The sequence below is a fragment of the Paenibacillus sp. P13VS genome, from assembly GCF_015143645.1.
Taxonomy (GTDB): Bacteria; Bacillota; Bacilli; order Paenibacillales; family Paenibacillaceae; genus Paenibacillus; species Paenibacillus xylanilyticus_A.
Map to the genome: position 1 here is coordinate 67,327 of NZ_WYEV01000016.1, position 16,752 is coordinate 84,078.

The following is a 16,752-nucleotide window of genomic DNA, read 5'->3' on the forward strand; positions in this document are numbered from 1 at the left end:
TGCATACGTCCTATTTTCTACTATTTTATGAATGTGGAGGAATATAAAAACATGGCCCGTAAACACATAGGCAAAACCATTGCTGCCACCTTGATTGGTTTGTCCTTGCTTGGAACGACGGTAAACATCGGGGATGTGCATGCCGCACCTGCCATATCAGTCAAGTTGGATAATGTAGCACTCCAATTTGATGCTGCCCCGCGAGTTGATAAAGGCGTTACTTATGTCCCCTTCCGTACCGTAGGTGAAGCATTGGGGATCCAGATTACGTGGAATAGCAAAACACAAACCGTCAAAGCCGTAGGCAGTGTAAAAGGTCAGGCCACAGAGGTCCTCCTTCAAGTGGGAAGCACCACCGCAACCGTTAACGGCACCAACCTGAAGCTGGCCGCAGCCCCGGTTCAACGAGAAGGACGCGTACTCATTCCACTGAGTTCGTTCAGCAGCCAATTCGGCGTGGGTGTGAAATGGGATCAGGCGACACGTACAGTTTCTCTCGCATCCCCACAGCGTGAAATGCATTTGAGAGCCTTTTATGCCGTGCGGGCATTTCATGAAATAGATCTGGTCCCATCCATGAACTCTATAGCATTTGGCTGGAGTCGAATCGACCGGAATGGCCAATTCACGCTTCAAGGGGATGAATATTATCTTCCTGAGGCAGCAGGCGAAGTGACCCCTCAGACCATCGTAGCGGATGCTGCAGATCAGAATATCAAACCGTACCTTATGGTATACGCACTGGATGGTCAAGGCGAGCTAACCAAAGTTTTGAGTGACAGCAGTCTGCGCGACAAGTCGATTCAGGGCATTAACGAGGCTGTGACTGAGAATGGATTTGGTGGCGTTGTTCTTGATTTTGAAGGTCTGGGTTTCAAACTGGATGCCAAGCAGCAGCAGAAGCTGCTTAACGATTATGTCAAACAGTTAAAAGCTTCTCTGCCTCGTGACATTTCGATATCACTGGCTGTACCGCCTCTGAACAGTGCATATAAAGGCTATGATTACAAAACGCTCGCTTCCTTGGCAGACGATCTTATTATTATGGCTTATCAATATAACCCTGCCGGTACCAAGGCACAGGTCCCTGAACCCAACAGTCTCGTTGACCAGGCGATCCAGCTTGCACTTAACGCAGGTGTTCCAAAAGAAAAGCTGCTGCTTGGGATTAACTTAAACAGCGAAACGGGAACCTCCGTTGATGACAAGCTTGGCTTGGCCAAGAGATATGATCTCAAAGGAGCAGCATTCTGGCGCCTTGGCTTATTCCGTGAATTCAACAATCAAATGGTAGATGCGGTGAATTCGTCAGTGATCAAAGAGTAAATGAACATTCATTTTGATGTGTAGGGCATGATGAAGGATCTCCTGCCCTACAGGAGTTTGTCCACGCAAACTTGTCTTCTATGAATATACTATTCTATCTTATCGGATAGGAGGTATGCAGAATGACTCAGTTACTGGACGCAAGAGTCTCGATCAATGCAACGTCGACCAACTCCATCTCTGTACCCATACCGGTAATCAATACGCCTACGTTATTTGCCCAGATTGGTCTTATTACTGCGGGTACAGGGGCTAATCCCAGAGTTCAACTCAAAGGGACGATTACAGTTCAGTTACCTCTGGCACTTTTCGTAGTGAGAATTACCATTGTGAGAGGTACGCTGGCGACAGATCCTATCATCTATTCGGCAAATAGCACCTATGGATTGAGCGGTATACTCGCACCTGAAATCATTACTTTTTCAGCGAATGACTTCAACCCGCCCATTACACCACAACTGACGTATTCAGCGTTTATCAGTACGAACTTGCTCGGAACGGTTCGAGTCGGACCCGAAAATTTTGACGGCTTCCTCGTATCAGATTGATCATTAATCGATTTACATTCAAAAACCCTACCGCTGCAAATCCGGTAGGGTTTTTTGAATGAAGAAAAGCCCCCTCACAGTTGAAAGGCTAGATGCCACTTCAGCTGTACAGGGAGCTACCCAGATCAGACGTTATTAAGAATACTGCTTTAATACCTGCCCCAGAATTTCAATCCCCTTCACAATCTGTTCATCGGAAGGTGTGGAGAAATTCAATCGGATCGCATTGCAAGGTTCACTCTCATCAACGAGGAATGCCGTGCCTGGAACAACGGCTACGCCGCTGGCTGCAGCTGCCTTGGCATAACCCAGCATCGGAATATGAGCCGGCAGATCACACCAGAGGAAAAGACCACCATCCGGTTGGGTAAACGTAATGGAATTCCCCATGTGTTCCTTGAGTTTGTCCATCATTAAGGCAGATTTTCTGCGATATATTTCACGAATACTGCTGATATGTTCTGCATACTGGTATTCTGCCATGAACTTGTATGCCAAGATCTGAGGAAGCATCGCCGTATGTACGTCTTCTCCCTGTTTGGCAACCACCATCTTCTGCACGACTTCGTTCGGTGCCAGCACATAGCCAACACGCAAGCCGGCAGACAGGATTTTGGAGAAGGAGCCCACATAGATCACTAGTCCCTCTTCGTCCATGGATTTGATCGTAGGTACATCTTCTCCACTGAATCTAAGCTCACCGTATGGATTATCTTCCAGAATCATCACACCATACTGTTTGGCGAGAGCATAAATGGCTTTGCGTTTCTCCAGACTTGTCGTTACTCCCGTCGGATTTTGGAAACTCGTAATCAGGTAGATCAATTTCACATTCTGCTCCGTCTGCAGTGCCAGTTCCAGCTTGCCGATATCCATACCGTCGCTTTCCATTGGAACGCCAACCAGCCTTGCACCTGAAGCCCGGAAGGAGTTTAACGACCCTATGAAGCTTGGGCTTTCACAGATGATTGTGTCTCCCTCGTTGCAGAATACTTTGCAGGCAAGCTCAATGCCTTGCTGTGCACCCGAGACAATAAATAGCTCGTCCGATGCTGTGCCTGTGTTATAGTTCGTCTTCAGGTGATGGGTCAATGTATCGCGCAGCGGGGCGTAACCTTCAGTTATCCCGTATTGCAGAGCCGTAACTGGATCCTGCTCCAGAATGGACTGTGTGAATGTCCGAATGGCTTCAATGGGAAACGTCTCCGGAGCGGGATTACCCGCAGAGAATGGAATGACGTTCTGACCCGAGGATGCCTTCAGGATCTCTCGAATAATGGATGGCTGCAGCGCAGCAATCCGGTTAGAAAATGAATAGTTCATCTTAATATAATGCCTCCCTGCTTCAAATCTGACGCTCAATACTACTTCTACATTCTTTTCTATTATACGAGTACTTCTCTGTTTTCAAAATGGTCTGCTTCAAATTCGTCAAAAACAATAAAAAAGAGGTCGACATACGCCGCCTCTTTCAGATCCATCAATATGCATTTTTTCCCCACATTACCCGCGAGCAGCATTCATCTCTGATAACCTTGTAGCCTTGACCAGATATGTTGCCAAACCAGGAAATAAGCGAGCTAGCGCGGGGTAATATTTATTGGTTCTGGCAAAAGCCAGCTTCTGGATTCTCCGTGCACGCCGAAGCAGCTCTGTAAATTCATCGCTCGCGTCTTTTGCGTATCCTTCCTTCCACTCCGCAAATCCGATGTCCTTTTGCAAGTAACGGTGGGTCCACTCTGCACACAGGATGGAAGAACGCAGCGCAATGGACATGCCGTCACCGCACAGGGGAGGAATCATCAGCATCGCATCTCCAATATGCGGGAACTGCGACCAAGGCTCAGGCACGTTCGACAAGTGAAGTGGAGCGATGGAAACCTGAGTTCCCTGAACAGGCTTTCCAGCTGCCAGTCTTGCTGCGAGCCTTCCATTCGTTTCGGAGGCCGCCTGCAGGATATCGGTTACAGACTTGCCGCTTCCCTGCACCGTATCCAGCGTTAACAAGGCTGCAACATTCGCATAGCCATTCTCGATCGGTGAAATGCCGACGTATCCTCCCTCACAGAAATAAAGTTCAACTCTAGCAGGCATATCAAGTCCACTGTAATGAGACTTTATCCCAACGTATACAGTATCATCCCGAGTTTCAGGCGGAGACGTCATTCCACGCGGCTTTTTGGTTCCATACGCTCCGATGACAGCCTTCGTTCTATAGCTTAATTGTTCATTCCCTTGTTTGACCTGCACCTCGTAACATTCATCTTCAAGCAGCTGAATACCAACGATGGTTGCCTTTGTTATTATCTCCGCCCCCGCTGCTTGAGCTTGCTTGTGGAGAAGGCGATCCAGTTCATGTCGACTTATGCCATAAGCGGATCCGGGCAAGGGGGCTTCAATCTGACCGCCCTGAGGCATAATGATCTGTGCATGATCCATTGTGCTGGGCTTCACTTCCTGAAGCTGAATATTTAGATACTCCAGCATTTCTTTGGTCTCTGGTGACATGAATTCGCCGCAGGTTTTGTGCCTGGGAAATGACTGTCGATCCAACAGAAGCGTACGATGACCCTGTCTGGCCAGCTGCAGGGCGCACGAACTGCCAGCGATTCCAGCACCGATAACTATGACATCTATTGATTCGGACACCTAGTATCACCTGCCTTTACATTGAATTTTGAGCAGCCGTGACGATACATGCCACCTTCATTAACCTGCCTGATGATTCGGGATCACGACAGAGTAGCGAAACAGCGGCTTCCATTCATAGGTCATGGTGTCATGGTTCAATTGCTGTTTTAACTCCTGCCAATCCTTTGCCGTGAAGCCCTTGGCAACAGACAGCGGACCGTCATGCCGGATATAACGATTACGCGAGATCATCCGGGTTGTCAGCCAGACCGCAGTATAAGATACCGGGTGGCGGTGGATATCGTTAATCACAACACCATATCTGGAGACACGCAGCATATGTGAAACGATATCCAGCAGCAGCTGTCCGTCAAAATGATGTACAAACTGCGATCCTGTAACGATATCTGCCGATGCATCCGACAGTTTCATGACATCGGCACGCTGTACTTTGACCCTTGGTTCATTTTGAAAGAGCAGTCTTGCCTCTTCGCAAGCTTCCTCGGTCAGATCGACCAATGTAATCGTGAGGTCAATCCCCTTCTGCTTCGCCCACTGAAGCAGCTTCTGATTCACGTCTCCTGAGCCTGCTCCTACATCCATAATGCTCAGCTTAAGAGGTCTACCGACAGATATCCATAATTTCTCCACACCATCAAGAGTAGGACCAGGAGCGGCAAATATTTTATTGAGACGACGTAAGTGCTGCAGTGCTTCACGCAATTCTTCCCCGCCCATGGAGAAATCATCCATCAATTCATCTTCCTTCGCCCGGATCGACAAGTTTCTAAAGAAGGACATGATCCTTCTCCTTCAGCGCAGGCGTATAGGACGGAACGTACGTAAATTTCATGAGCTCCGCGATCAGCCCAGGTCCAAAAGCCATCGCCACACCCTCCGTTACAGATTGATTACGGGCTTTCATATCCTCCCGCATGGCATGAAGTACAAATAAAATGGTATTGGATGATAGGTTACCTACGGTTCTAAGAATTTCCCTGCTGTACATCGTCTGTTCTGCTCTTAAATTCATGACTTCCTGGACAGAGTCAACGATCCCCCGGCCGCCTGGATGAATGGCCCATAGTTCGGGTAAACTGTCGCTTCCGAGCAATTGATAGAGCTCGTTCTCCAAGTGCGTACCCAGCAGTTTGGGGATGCGAGGTGATAAGTACAGATCGTAACCTTGATTGCCTACCTCCCATGTCATATCCTCGGTTGAATCAGGAAGCAGAACGGAATATCCGGTTCCAAGCGCGAGATAATGCCGCTGCTCGGATGCCGGTGCTCCAACGACACAGGCAGAAGCCCCGTCCCCGAAGAATGAGGCTGCAAACAGCGCCCCTCTCTCCTTAACCGGTTGAAAATGCAGGGTACAGAGTTCAACGCACACGACCAGCACTTGGGCATCAGGCGTTCCCTGGACGACATCCCGAGCCATCTGTATGGCTTTTAATCCCGCTGCACAGCCCTGAAAAATGAGCGGTAACCGGTTTACGCGGGGAGATAATCCCAAATCGCGAATAAGCATGACATCCAGACCAGGCAGATATTGTCCCGTGCAGCTGACCGTTATGATATGTGTAATCTGTTCAGGAGACATGCCCGCATCCTTCAATGCCCTCTGGGCAGCCTCCATCCCAAGCGGGAGAGCCTCCCGTTTATATGTATCCATTCGTTCCTGCGTGGACGGAATCTGAGAATGGTCCCCCGAAGGAATGTAACGACAGTCCTCAAGTGCCCCCAGATAACTGGGTTCAACCGTATAGCGTGTTTCTACGCCGCAGGACCTGAACACTCTTTTGGCAAACCGGGCCAAATCCTGTTGATCCTCAAGCGATGAGGCAATGAGTTCAGCAATATCGGACTGGGCAACTTCATGAACAGGCAGCGCAGTTCCCATGCCCAGGATGGCGATATCCGTATGGTTATACAAGGGTTGATTCATTTTAAACCTCCTATGGTGGATGAGAGATATCCTTTAATTAACAACATTTACCCTTAAGAGCGTCGTTGTAATCTGTCGTTTCCTTTATATTTATGTATATGGTTTATGCTGACCCACATTCTCCATTCAGCTGCTCTTCTTCGGGAAAGTGTAAAAAAAGAAGCCGCCCGAAGGCGACTTATCGAAAAAGTATGGACTTGCGTCCAATTATTTATTCAATTCATCGCCAATGATGACGACTTCCGTTTCCAAATTCACATTGAACTGGCTGCGCACCTTCTCCTGAATGAGCGCAATCATATCGATGTAATCCTGCGCTGTAGCATTATCCACATTCACGATGAAGCCCGAATGTTTGCGAGATACTTCGGCACCGCCGATACGAGTCCCCTGAAGTCCGCAATCCTGAATCAATTTGCCCGCAAAGTGGCCTTCCGGACGTTTAAAGACACTTCCGCAGGAGGCATATTCCAGTGGTTGCTTGGACTCTCTGGCATAAGTAAGTTCATCCATCTTCGCCTTGATCTCTACCGGATCTCCCGGCTGCAGCTGGAACTTCACCTCGATGATGATATCCCTTTTGCCCATAAATACACTCTTGCGATAACCGAGCAGCAGCTCCTCGCTCTGCATCGTGATAATTTCGCCTGCCTCTGTTACGACAATGGCAGACTCGACCACATCGGACATCTGTCCTCCGTATGCTCCTGCATTCATATAGAGCGCACCACCTACCGAGCCCGGAATGCCGCAGGCAAACTCGAGTCCGGTAAGACTTGCATCTAACGCCTGCCGGGATACATCAATAATGGCTGCACCGCTCTGTGCTGTCATCGTATGACCATTCACAAGGACCTGATTCAGATTCTGCAGCGACATGGTAATCCCCCGGATGCCGCCATCTCTGACAATCATGTTGGAGCCGTATCCCAATATAGTCAGCGGGATATCATGCTGAACCGCCAGCTTCACAATTTTGGCTACTTCATCTATGGTCTCGGGGAATATGAGAATATCTGCTTCCCCGCCGAGTCGCGTGTACGTATAATTTCGGATCGGTTCGGAATATCGAATGCGGTCTTCGTGAAAGTTGTCAAACAGGGTTTTGCTTAATAACTGATATGAATTCATGATTTTCTACCACCTTGTCTTGATTGCATCGTATAGGTTATTTTACTCTGAATAGCTCCATTTTGTCGCAATTAATTCGAATTAATCATTAATTATTTAAAATGATGGTGCAGGACTGGAAAAAGCCGCCATATGGCGACTTGGTAAAGCGTTGCTTTGGCCTTACTCATTATAACTCATTTCAAGTGAGTGAGCACAATGCTTGCTGTCTTCCTTTTTTCATTTTTAAATATAAGCACAAAAAAAGGGCACTTGGCCCAGAGGTTAATCTTTCTATATAAGGTACCTATCCCTTCACAGCTCCCAGCGCCACGCTGCCAATAATCTGCCTGGAGAAGATCGCAAAGACGATGATGATCGGCAGGATGGAAATCGCAACTCCCAGATATAACAACCCATAATCCATACCATAATAGCCCTGAACCAGAGCAACGAGGACCGGAAGCGGGTATTTATCCAATGAGAAGAACAGAACAAGCGGTGTGAGGAAATTGTTCCAGGAGCCGATGAACGTAAATATGCCAAGTGCCGAAATGGCAGGCCCCAGAATGGGTAGCACAATCTGATTGAATGTCCTAAACTCTCCTGCACTGTCCACACGTGCCGATTCAATGATTTCGTCGGGGATACTGCTCTCCATAAATTGTTTAATAAAAAATACGTTAAAAGCATTCGCTGCCGCAGGTAAAATAATGGCCGCATAGCTGTCCAAAAGCCCCAGTGTACTGAAGAGCCGGTACATCCCGATCAGAGCCAGCTGCCCGGGCACCATCATCGTGGCCAGCAAAAACATGAACAGCCAGGTACGTCCCTTAAACTTGAACTTGGCAAATCCATATGCGGTTAATGAACCGATATACAGCGATAGCACAGTCGAAGTGCCGGCAATAAAAAGACTGTTGGCAAATCCGCGCCAAATGTTGATTTTGGAGGCCATGTTAAAATAATTATCCGCTACGAATGGTCCGGGAAGGAAAGTAAAGGTGGATGCAATGGTCGCATTATTATGCGTGGCATAGATAATCATCAGATAAAACGGAATGATACAGATTACAGCCAGACCAGTCAGGAACAAGTAGATGATTACTTTACCGATCGTAAGCTGCTTCGTGCTGGCATATTGCTGGATGGCTGCATTCGGTTGCTCCATCGATTTTGCGGTTTGCATAGCACTTCCCCCTCCCTATGAACGACTCTTCCGACTGGTCATGATGAAGGATACAACGGATAAGAGAATGATGATAACGAACAGACAGAAGGCGATAGCTGCGCCGTAACCGAAGCGTGTGCTCTGGAATGCCACATTATAGAGATACATAATACTGGTCATGGCAGCACGGTCCGGTCCACCATTTCCATTGGTGAGCGTGAACGGCTGGTCGAAAATCTGAATGCCTCCAATAATGGAGGTAATCATCTGAAACAGAATGATCGGTCGCAGCATTGGGACGATAATATGAATAAAAATGTGCTTCTTCTTCGCTCCATCCATCTGGGCCGCTTCCTGTAGAGCCGGGTCTATTCCCTGAAGCCCTGCAAGGTAAATGACCATTGAATATCCGAAATATTGAAAGAACAGAATAGCTGACACAATGAGTCTCATAAACCACGGATCATTTTTCCAGTTAATCGGATCATCAATTAGTCCAATCTGCACCAGGAAGTGATTCAGACCGCCAGACTGCCAATCGAAGATCAGGCTGACTAGCAATCCAAGTGATGCTGCTGTAACGATATTCGGGAAAAAATATACGGCTCTGAAGAAATCTCTTCCCTTAAGCAGCTTGTCGTTCAGGATAAAAGCAAGAACAAGAGAGACGGTAAGCTGCGGGACGACAGATACTCCCCAGATAAATAAGGTGTTGAACAGCGTCTTATAGAACAGCGGATCTTGCAGAACAGCAATATAGTTCCCGATCCCAACGAATTCAGGGGTCGTAATGCCATCAAAGTTGGTAAAACTGATATATAGGGAATACAGAATAGGATAGAGTCCAAAAATAGCGAAAATGATAAAGAAGGGAGCGATAAAATAATAGCCATAGTGGTCTTTGCGGATCGATTTGGCAAACATGATGTGTTCCTCCAGTCATCGGATGATTAAAAGGTTTCGTTCTCCTCGGCTAATCCACTTCCAGCTCAGGAAATCTCAATTTCACATCGCGTTTGATTCGCTTCACCGCTTCTTCTTTGGTCTGGATATCATTATTGAGATACAACTGAAGGACATTTTTATAAATGTCATTATTAATAATAGAGTCATACTTGGTTCGCTCATACACCGGAACCTGTTTGGCTGCCTCGGAGAAAAACTCGAAATGCTTCTGCCCTCCCAAATAAGCTGAAGTTACGGATGGTGCCAGCTGGTCATTCACGACCATGTTGCTTGTAAAATAATCCTGTTCCTTCGCCAGCTCAGACAGGAAATCATGGTCAAAGTTATAAAACTCGATAAACTTCCAAGCTGCATCCTTTTTTTCACTCTGACTGTACATCGCGATATACGTGCCTCCTGCGCTAAATGAAGACGGGCCAGGTGCTAGCCCCCACAATCCTTCGGTGTCCGGCGCATTCGCCTTGAAGGTATATTGCAAAGCCCAGGTTGCACCAGGGTAGAACATCACTTCCCCCTTTTGCATTGAAGCGGCATGCCCCGCACTTCCTTCTTCATATTCCGCAAGCACCTTGCGCTGACGAGCTTCCCGCACCAGGTCCAGAACCTCCATATACGTTGGATCAATGACAAGCTTGCCATCCTTTACCCAGGGGATTCCATCATAGGAGTTGGATATGGCATTCCAGTTTGCCAGTGCATGTACTTTATTTCCGCTCTCCTGCTGCACTCTCTCTCCAATCTCAAATATATCTTCCCATGTACCGATCTGCTCGCCCACTTTCACGGGGTCGTCCGTTCCCAAATATTCCTTGGCCAGGTCCCTGCGATAATAGATGCCTCCAGGTGTCCCCTGATACCCAATGGCGCGAATATGGCCTTCACTGTCCTTTTCATTCGCCTGTACAAATGGATATTGTTCTGGAATCAGCTCATTCGCGTTATACGGGGATGAAGACAGATTCTCCAGATAAGGTACATCAATCAGTTCTCGGATGTTTGCATTTTCAATCATAAATACATCAGGTGCTTTCGACGTGGTCTGCAGGGCGGATTTTAATTTGGTAATGTAAAAGTTTCCGGGGATATTGACGAAATTCACCTTGATGTCAGGATACTTTTCTTCGAACTTCTCAATGGCATAACCGGCTTCATCCGTAAAGCTCCACACCGTAATTTCTTCCTGCTTCGATGCCTGCTCTCCCTTGGACTGACAACCGGATACGATCATCACTGCACTTACAAGTGCAATGATGGAGAGATACTTCAACTTAAATGTCTTCATGGGCCCCCTCCTTCGATAAAAGGAAACGCTTACATTTTATTCGAGTATAGTGATTTTGAAGAGGGCTTTCTCCTCAAATATTGTGAATCATCCTTCATATTTTGTGATATGGGTCTGATGCTTCTTCCTGAATTCAGAAGGTGTACAGCCATTATATTTTTTGAACAGTCGGTTATAGGAATTCACATTGTTAAATCCATGTCCGATGGCGATATCCAAAATGGAGGTCTGACTGAACAATAATGCCCATTCGGATTTGATAATACGAAAGTGGTTCAGGTACTCCATCAACGTGACTCCCTTAGTCTCCTTAAACAGCTTGCACACATGAAATTTGCTGAATTTAATATGCTCAGCCACATGATCCAGCTTAACGGGTTCCGCGTAATGTTCCTCCAGATATTCGCAGACCGATTCAAGGAATTCGAATCTTTTGGCTCCGTTACAGGTCTCTTTGGAAGCGCATGGCTCTGTAGTTGGTTCCTTGGTCCGAAGCAGGTGGACGATGAGATCGTACAGTCTCGCTACCATTAACCAGCGGTATCCCGGCTGCTGCCTTTTCTCCTCTTCGGAAATGGCCTTGATATATCGGTCCAGATTCTTCTCATTACAGATAAGTGACGGAATCATTGTGGTTTTATGAAAAAGTTCGCGAAGGTCATGGGACTCAGGATCTGCTGCCACATTTCCCGTCACCCACTCCAGCCGAAACAGGATAATGGTTAAATTCCCGGTACCTGGCAAAAAACAGTGCACATCCCCCGGCTTAATCAGCAGAACGTCTCCTTGTACAAGCTCATAGACCTCGTTGTTCACTCCAATTCTCGCGCGTTCTCCATTCACAACGACCAATTCAACCTCTTCATGCCAATGTGCAGCAAAATTAAACTGTTCACCCGTGTGAATTACCCGGATCGGAAACCCTTCTGTCATATGACCTGTTTCAAGAAACGTTGGCACTCCCATCAGATCACCCTTTCCATATTTTCCAATTTCCAAGCCCTAGTAATCATATTATGCATGAAGAGCAGGATTCCTTTCGAACAGATCAGGAAAATTAATTTCACACATGAAAAGAGCCGCCCTATAGGACGGCTAAGCATGTCTCCTCGGCAATCCCTTATTTATAGAAAAAGGAAAATGTTAACGGTTTGTGCTTTTGCCATTGCCAATGCAAACATAACAATCGTTAACATGGTTGTTCCCCCTGCTGCTCTTTTTTTCTTTAATTATAGAAGAAGTGTTCAGTGCGTAAAGGTTATCCATGCATTATGGTACATTTGACCAAATTGAAGTTACTATGGCACATTAATATTGGGCAAAATGTTCAATTGAACATCATTTTGACACAGAGTCTCCCCAAAAATTTGCTATAGGCGACATGATGAATGATATCTAAATAAACATTCGAAAAGAACGAGGTGCCCGCATTGAAATTTAGTGAATATGTCGTAGGTCAGCGCTACGAAACCAAATCGATTAAACTGTCCAAGAGCGATATTATGGAGTTTGCGAAGATCTATGATCCTCAGTACATGCATTTGGATGAGGAAAAGGCTAAAAAAGGACGTTTCGGCAGCCTGATTGCTTCCGGCATGCAGACGATGAACATCTCCTTCAAGCTGTGGATTGAAGTAGGCGTATATGGAGAGAATGTTGTCGCAGGTACGGGGATGAATCACATTCAGTTTATCAAGCCTGTATTTCCCGATGATGAGCTGAGCGTAGTTGCGGAAGTGATTGAACTGCTCCCCAGACGAAGAGGCAATGGCATTGTTACCGTACTGCTCACAACCTATAATCAAAATCATCAAAAAGTATTTCAGGCCGAATTAAGCGCATTGATTGATAATTAAGCTTCCTTGCAAAAGGAATATTCAAAATGTTGGGGAGTGGCATCCAAATTATAATGGTCTACTTTTGGTTTCAGAAGAAGAACCGAATCCGTACGGAGTCGGTTCTTCTTCACCATTTTTATGCAACAGCTTAGTGCACATAAAGCCTGCTCATCGCCCCATACCTATCTCCTGGTTCCAGACTGAATAATCCAACTTCAGCAGCTTGTAAATTCAAATTCCCATTCCCCATTCAAACTCATCCAGTTCTGTCGCACAAATTGCGGCCTTGGGCAATCTTCACGTAACATTGTGATCTACACTCCTGATCCCCATGAAACGGTAATGTATACTTGAGCCTTTATGCGAGATTGATTTTGCGGATGACTTCCAGCGGCACTTTCGGCTGACGGTCTTCAGTTAACAGACCATTAATCTCCTGCTGCACATCCGTGACCTGTGTATAACAGTAGCCCGAGATATAAGGAATGGCCTTGATCGCTCCCGTAATGGAACGAAAACGTTCAACAAAGGCTTCAACGGAGTCCACCTGATTGCCATAGCCCCAGCCTTTATCCGATTGAAAGGCAATGCCCCCGAATTCACTGATGATAATGGGCTGTCCTTTATACTCGTAACCTTCCGCAAAAGCAAACTTCCATCGATTAGAGGAGACCTTGTTGGTTACAATCATGTCCTTATCCTGATAACGTTCCAAAAAGACATCTCCTGACTCCACATAATCATGGATGGTCAAAATATCCGATACCGTATGCTCCCATCCGTCATTGGTAATGACCGGACGATAAGGATCAATGGCTTTGGTCAGATGATAGATGGATTGCGTAAACTGCTGCTGTGCCACCTCATGAGCGATTGTCGGTATTCCCCATGATTCATTAAACGGAACCCAGGTGATCACGCTTGGATGATTATATTGTTGTGGTACAATCTCGAGCCACTCCTTGGTGAAACGGCTAACCGCCTCATCATTGAACTCAAAGGTCGCCGCCATTTCCGACCAGACCAGCATCCCTTTTACATCACACCAATATAAAAAGCGGGGATCTTCCAGTTTCATATGTTTGCGAATGCCGTTATATCCCATCTCGGCAATTTTATCAATATCTTCGATCAGCGCTTCCACCGATGGAGGAGTCAAATGGCTTTCAGGCCAATAACCCTGATCCAGAATAAGTCGTTGATAGAGCGGAGCATTATTCAGCAGAACCTGCCCATTTTCAATCGATATTTTTCGCATGCCGAAATAGGAATGCACCCGATCGATTTCCTTCTCATTTTCGTACAAAACAAACTCAATATCGTACAGGTTTGGTGAATCCGGAGACCACAACGACTGTTTCCACGGGCCGCCCGCCTCATGTTTGACACTGGCCTCTACCGTCATCCAAGGTCTATCCGGAGACAGGCTGATGGTTTGCACATGCTGACCCTTCAGCTCAATCCTTGTTTCCAGACGCAAGTTGTTCCTGCCTTCAATCCCATTCAATTGAAAGTCCAAACGAATCATATGACGGTCGATATCGGGCGTCATCTTGACCGTTTCGACCCTTGCTTCACTCACATGCTCCAGCCAGACACTCTTCCAAATTCCGGTGCTTTGCACATAAAAGCATTCAAAATTTTCATCGACCCAGCGCTGTTTCCCCCGCGGCTGCATTGCACTCTGACTGTCCGCTACTTCAAGAACAATATTGTTCTCCGAACCGTAAGTAAGATAAGGTGTAATGTCGAAGAAAAATGCTGCATATCCCCCCTCATGCTCACCCGCAACCCTTCCATTCACCCAGCATTTGGCGCGATAATCCACCCCTTGGAAATGAAGAATAGTTCTCTTGCCCTTAACCTCTTGAGGAATGGTTACCAGTTTGCGATACCAAACCAGTGGATGAAATGTCTCGATTCCGATTCCGCTTGCCTGAGTTTCATAGGTAAAGGGAACTTTAATTTTGAGTCCTTCCGGAAATTCAGCTTGATCATACCAATGTTCACTCTCACCCACCTGATGGTCATCAAAACTAAAATCCCATTCGCCATTCAAATTCAGCCAGTCTTTACGTACAAACTGTGGTCTTGGATAATCCTTATTGTAAAATTGGGTTGTCATATCGTTTCTCCATTCTCCTTGAGCTACATTGGGCTCGCTGGCCTGACATAGCCGTTTTATTGTTTTATGAAATTCAGACTTGCTCACATTACCCCTTAATTCCGGACATGCTGATTCCCTTGACAATCTGCTTCTCGAAAATGATAAACAAAATAATGATAGGTACTGAAGCCACTGCATTAATAACCATTGGTTTGACATAATCCTCAGAATATTGACCCATCAACGTAGGAATACCCATTGGCAGTGTAAATAGATTATCGTCGGTGATCGAAAGGAACGGCCACAGGAAGTTGTTCCAGGAACCGATAAACGTCAGAATGGCCATGGAAGCCATTGCTGGACGAGTGAGAGGTAACATGATGCTGGTGAAAATTCTCCAGAAGCCACCCCCATCAATCTGTACACTTTCGAGCAGATCATTGGGAACACCGTCAAAGAAACTTTTGAGTACAATGACAGCTACGGGCGAGGCAAGAGCCGGAATGATGAGTCCGCTGTACGAATTCAGCAAATGAAGATCTTTTGCCACCTGATAGAGTGGAATAATGGTAGCTTCCCCCGGAATTAACAGCCCTCCAAGGATGAAAAAGAAAACAATGGTACGATAGCGAAATGGGACCTTGGATAGCGCAAACCCCGCCATTGCTGCAAAAATGACAGTAAGCACCGTTACAATGACGGCCACGAACAAACTGTTGGCAATCCATTGAGACAATTTGGTCGTCGTTAGAATCTCTTCATACACAGCCAGTGAATACGGAGGCATAAACCAATCCAGGACTGTAATGATCTTCATGCCTTCTTCCTTGATCGATACAACAAGCATCCAAACCAACGGAGCCGCAAACAGTACAGCCATCAATGCAGAACTTATACGAAACAGCCACTTCATCATCTATCCACTCCCTTCCGGTTGTTCATCCAGTATTGCAGCACGGATAACACCAGGAGTATGAAGAATAAAATATAGGACATCGTCGCGGCATAACCGAGGTTGTTATTTCTAAATCCGGTTTGATAGATTAACTGGATAATCGGACGTGTCTGATCCAGCGGGCCACCGCCTGTGATAACATAGATCTGCATGAAGACCTTGTATGAAGCGATAATTTGCAGCATGGTTATGGTTTTGGTGAGTGGAGATAGATATGGAAGAGTAATTCTCCAAAATATTTGCGAGTCACTCGCTCCATCCAATCGTGCAGCTTCATAGATCTCATCCGGTATTTCCTGAAGCGCCGACAAATACAGAATAAAGTTAAAACCTACCGTCCACCACAACGTTACAACGGTAATGACGATCCAGGCCAGGTTTGTTTCGGTCAGCCAGAAAATTTCGGAATTTTGGGGTAACAGGCCAATGAGATGCAGTACAGAATTGACAAACCCGGTATAAGGCTGGAATACGAACAACCCCAGATAAGCTGCGACTGCCACCGAGAGTACACTTGGGATAAAAAAGATAATCCGATAAAACTTTTGCAGAGCCGATTTTCGATTCGCAATCAGAGCCAGCACAATGGCAAGTATAATCATGGTCGGAGTACTTAGAAAAACAAAGAAGGTCGAGTGCCATATCGCTTCCCAGACTTCCCTGTCCTGAAGTACCTTGCGGAAGTTATCCAGGCCAACAAAGTCCATTTTCTTAATGAGTGTCCATTTGTAAAAGGTCATTTCAATGCCTTTAATCATCGGCCAGATGGTAAACAATACATACACAATTAGGAAAGGAAGCAGAAAGACAAGTGCCTGCATCTCCGTCCTCATTTTTTTGAACTTCATACCCGTCTCCCCTTTGATTGAC

General features: G+C 46.4%; 15 protein-coding genes. 3 read left to right on the forward strand and 12 right to left on the reverse strand.

The annotated features are described in order from the left end of the window. The first annotated feature begins 51 nt into the window (after positions 1–51). Positions 52–1,326 carry a stalk domain-containing protein gene (locus tag GUA98_RS26525; protein ID WP_193724931.1) on the forward strand — a complete coding sequence of 425 codons (1,275 nt, stop codon included), beginning with the start codon at positions 52–54 and terminating at the stop codon, positions 1,324–1,326. Positions 1,327–1,448: 122 nt separating this feature from the next. Then, positions 1,449–1,874 carry a hypothetical protein gene (locus tag GUA98_RS26530; protein ID WP_095287325.1) on the forward strand — a complete coding sequence of 142 codons (426 nt, stop codon included), beginning with the start codon at positions 1,449–1,451 and terminating at the stop codon, positions 1,872–1,874. A 135-nt stretch (positions 1,875–2,009) separates the two neighbouring features. Here the strand turns inward: GUA98_RS26530 and GUA98_RS26535 are convergent, their stop codons facing one another. From GUA98_RS26535 to GUA98_RS26575, 9 genes are all read right to left on the reverse strand, one after another. Continuing rightward, entirely contained in the window at positions 2,010–3,197 is a 1,188-nt protein-coding gene (locus GUA98_RS26535; RefSeq protein ID WP_193724932.1) for a PLP-dependent aminotransferase family protein, read from the reverse strand. A 180-nt stretch (positions 3,198–3,377) separates the two neighbouring features. Next, positions 3,378–4,523, reverse strand: coding sequence for an FAD-dependent oxidoreductase (locus tag GUA98_RS26540; RefSeq protein ID WP_193724933.1), 1,146 nt, complete (start codon positions 4,521–4,523; stop codon positions 3,378–3,380). A 60-nt stretch (positions 4,524–4,583) separates the two neighbouring features. Then, complete coding sequence (locus GUA98_RS26545) at positions 4,584–5,306, reverse strand: methyltransferase domain-containing protein (protein WP_153978348.1); 723 nt, start codon at positions 5,304–5,306, stop codon at positions 4,584–4,586. Beyond that, the gene (locus tag GUA98_RS26550) at positions 5,293–6,453 is read right to left on the reverse strand and encodes a type III polyketide synthase (protein WP_193724934.1); all 1,161 of its coding nucleotides are present in this window, start codon (positions 6,451–6,453) and stop codon (positions 5,293–5,295) included. The genes GUA98_RS26545 and GUA98_RS26550 overlap by 14 nt, the downstream gene beginning before the upstream one ends. A 207-nt stretch (positions 6,454–6,660) precedes the next feature. Continuing rightward, positions 6,661–7,584: a UDP-N-acetylmuramate dehydrogenase gene (gene murB, locus GUA98_RS26555; protein WP_153978346.1), complete on the reverse strand. Its 924-nt coding sequence runs from the start codon at positions 7,582–7,584 to the stop codon at positions 6,661–6,663. Positions 7,585–7,870: 286 nt separating this feature from the next. Further along, on the reverse strand, positions 7,871–8,752 hold the full coding sequence (locus GUA98_RS26560; protein WP_193724935.1) for a carbohydrate ABC transporter permease: 882 nt from the start codon (positions 8,750–8,752) through the stop codon (positions 7,871–7,873). A 15-nt stretch (positions 8,753–8,767) separates the two neighbouring features. After that, complete coding sequence (locus tag GUA98_RS26565; RefSeq protein ID WP_127535888.1) at positions 8,768–9,658, reverse strand: carbohydrate ABC transporter permease; 891 nt, start codon at positions 9,656–9,658, stop codon at positions 8,768–8,770. A gap of 49 nt (positions 9,659–9,707) precedes the next feature. Next, the gene (locus tag GUA98_RS26570; protein WP_227780144.1) at positions 9,708–10,982 is read right to left on the reverse strand and encodes an ABC transporter substrate-binding protein; all 1,275 of its coding nucleotides are present in this window, start codon (positions 10,980–10,982) and stop codon (positions 9,708–9,710) included. Between the two features lie 87 nt (positions 10,983–11,069). After that, entirely contained in the window at positions 11,070–11,915 is an 846-nt protein-coding gene (locus tag GUA98_RS26575) for a helix-turn-helix domain-containing protein (RefSeq protein WP_227780145.1), read from the reverse strand. A gap of 497 nt (positions 11,916–12,412) precedes the next feature. Here GUA98_RS26575 and GUA98_RS26580 point away from each other — a divergent pair, with 497 nt between their 5' ends. Then, the gene (locus GUA98_RS26580; RefSeq protein WP_153978343.1) at positions 12,413–12,838 is read left to right on the forward strand and encodes a MaoC family dehydratase; all 426 of its coding nucleotides are present in this window, start codon (positions 12,413–12,415) and stop codon (positions 12,836–12,838) included. 340 nt (positions 12,839–13,178) lie between these two features. On the opposite strand, the gene GUA98_RS26585 is transcribed toward GUA98_RS26580, so the two are convergent. The 3 genes from GUA98_RS26585 to GUA98_RS26595 form a co-directional block, all read right to left on the reverse strand. Next, on the reverse strand, positions 13,179–14,945 hold the full coding sequence (locus GUA98_RS26585) for a glycoside hydrolase family 2 protein (RefSeq protein ID WP_153978342.1): 1,767 nt from the start codon (positions 14,943–14,945) through the stop codon (positions 13,179–13,181). Between the two features lie 88 nt (positions 14,946–15,033). After that, entirely contained in the window at positions 15,034–15,840 is an 807-nt protein-coding gene (locus GUA98_RS26590; RefSeq protein ID WP_193724949.1) for a carbohydrate ABC transporter permease, read from the reverse strand. Next, positions 15,840–16,730, reverse strand: a complete 891-nt coding sequence (locus GUA98_RS26595; RefSeq protein ID WP_153978341.1) for a carbohydrate ABC transporter permease — start codon at positions 16,728–16,730, stop codon at positions 15,840–15,842. The genes GUA98_RS26590 and GUA98_RS26595 overlap by 1 nt, the downstream gene beginning before the upstream one ends. Positions 16,731–16,752: the final 22 nt, after the last annotated feature.